2 protein-coding genes and 1 pseudogene are annotated in these 2,180 nt (G+C 48.9%); 2 read left to right on the forward strand and 1 reads right to left on the reverse strand.

Annotated features, from left to right (window positions below):
• Positions 1–396: MBL fold metallo-hydrolase (locus Q0236_RS06480; protein ID WP_297916206.1), on the forward strand; the 396-nt coding region annotated here is incomplete at its 5' end.
• Positions 397–827: 431 nt separating this feature from the next.
• On the opposite strand, the gene cmoB is transcribed toward Q0236_RS06480, so the two are convergent.
• Positions 828–1,721 carry a tRNA 5-methoxyuridine(34)/uridine 5-oxyacetic acid(34) synthase CmoB gene (gene cmoB, locus Q0236_RS06485; RefSeq protein ID WP_297916208.1) on the reverse strand — a complete coding sequence of 298 codons (894 nt, stop codon included), beginning with the start codon at positions 1,719–1,721 and terminating at the stop codon, positions 828–830.
• A gap of 116 nt (positions 1,722–1,837) precedes the next feature.
• Here cmoB and Q0236_RS06490 point away from each other — a divergent pair.
• Positions 1,838–2,180, forward strand: a pseudogene (locus tag Q0236_RS06490) (transglutaminase domain-containing protein); the annotation flags it as partial.

The raw sequence follows: 2,180 nt of genomic DNA on the forward strand, positions 1-2,180 counted from the left end.
AAAATTTATATTCACGAGGAAGACGCCTTTATGCTGCGGGCGGATCCTTTTGAGACGATGCCAGAATCCATAGAAGCGGACGTGCTCATAAAAGGGCAGGAGCAAAGCCTTGAAATAGCGGGCTTTAACGTTAAATTTAGCCTTTTTGCCGGACACACGCCGGGCAGCTGTATGATCGAAGTGGACGGCGTGATCTTTAGCGGCGACGTCATATTTAAAGGCTCGATCGGCAGGTGGGATTTTCCCTTTTCAAGCGGCGAGCAGATGAGAGGGGCTTTGCATAAAATTTTGCAGATAAAGAGCGATTTTACGCTATATCCGGGACACGGTCCAAATACGAGCCTGCAGGCCGAGAGGCAAAATTTAAAATATTTTTTGCAACTTTTTGAGCGCTGATCGTTTAAATTTAACCGTGGCTTTGTCGCACAATAAGCGGTAAAGCGGTGTGAAGCCGATCGGCGTTAAATTTTATACCGCTTTGCTCGCATTGCAGGCGCCGAAATTTACCGCTTTATTTGCCGTTGCGGGCGTTAAATTTTGCGCTGCGTTCGCACGATGCGCGCATTAGCGTGCGCTGCGTAGATAAAATTTTAAAATCTATCGCCGCTTGATTAAATTTAGTAAAATTTCGCGCCGCGCGTGCAAGACGCAAAGCGTAACGCAAAAGGCGAAATTCAAATTTGCGCCGCACTAATCCTGGTCGCTACAATTCGATCAATCCGACTTGAGCTCGCTAAATTTAGTCAAATTTCACGCTCTGCCGAACGCAAAATTTTCCCCGCGAGTCGATAAATTCAGTAAATTTTACGCGTTTTCAAAGGCGCAGATCACGCCTGAAGCCGCACGTAGATACGCCTCGGGGCGGGGTAGCCCTCGATCGTGCGCGAGCTGTCGTGCGGATCTAGGAAATTCTCCAAGCTCTGCCCGTCGATCCACTCCGTTTTGCGCTGCTCGCTAGCATCCGTGGGCTTTTGAGCCAAAATTTCAAAATCTCTAAATTTCGCCTTCTCGCACCAATTCTGTAGCGCGCCGACGGTCGGAACAAAGTAGATATTTGAAATTTTCGAGTAGCTGTTTTTCGGACACAGCGCGAAATCGCCCGCTCCTTCGATATACATCGTGTCTAAAAACACCTCGCCGCCCGTATTTAGCGAGGCTCGCAGATCTTTTAGCATCTTTACGGGGTCGCTGCGATGGTAGATGACGCCGAGACAGAAGATCGTATCGAATTTGTGCTCGTAAAAGGGCAGATGCTCCACGCCCAAAAGCTCGAATTTCGCGTCGCTGCGAAAGAATTTCTCGATGAAGCGAAACTGCAGATAAAATAGCGCGCTCGGGTCAAACCCCACTAGCCGCGCAGGCTTTAGAGCGCTTGCGCGAAACATATAGTAGCCGTTGTTGCAGCCCACGTCGGCGACGGTTTTGCCGCTCAGATCTAAAAACGGCCGCAGCAGGTTAAATTTCACGAAGCTTCGCCACTCGGCGTCGATAAAAAGATCATTCAGCGCGAAAGGCCCCTTGCGCCACGGCTTTAGCGCTCGCGCGATACGCAAAATTTCATCTCTCTGCTCCGCGCTAGCGCTAAAGCTTGCGCGCACGACGTCGCCGCACTCGCAGTAGCACTCCCCTATTTGTAGCGCCTCGATCGCGCTTAAAATTTCGCGGTTTTGCCCGCTTTGCAGCTTTTTAAAGTTCTCGTCTCTGATTTTTTGCAGATCCATTTTAATCCTAAAATTTCAAAATTTAGCGCCATTTTAGCATATTTTTGATTTAGCGCTTTTAAAGCTTAAAAGGGTACAATCGCCCATAGTTTCACTTCAGATTTAAAGGAGAAAAGATGCAAGAAAACACCGCGCAGACGCGCAAATTTAACCTAACGCTGAACCACGAGATCAGCGGAGCGGACGTGCGCCTTTGGCTGCCTTTAGTTTTGAAAACCCCTTATCAGCGGCTACTTAGCCAGTACGAGGTGCGCTGTAATGCGGCTAAACAATTCGTCTGCGGCGAGCTGATACCGACCTACTATGCGGAATTTTCGCAGACCGGAGGGGATGCCGTTTTGGAATTAAATTTTAAAATTCAAATCGATGAGCGAAACACCGATTTTAGCAAGGTAAGCTTTAACGAAAACGAGCCGCTGCGCCTGGGCGTCGCGGAGTTTTTAAAGCCCTCGGTGCAAA

Source organism: uncultured Campylobacter sp., from assembly GCF_938031315.1.
Lineage (GTDB): Bacteria > Campylobacterota > Campylobacteria > Campylobacterales > Campylobacteraceae > Campylobacter_B.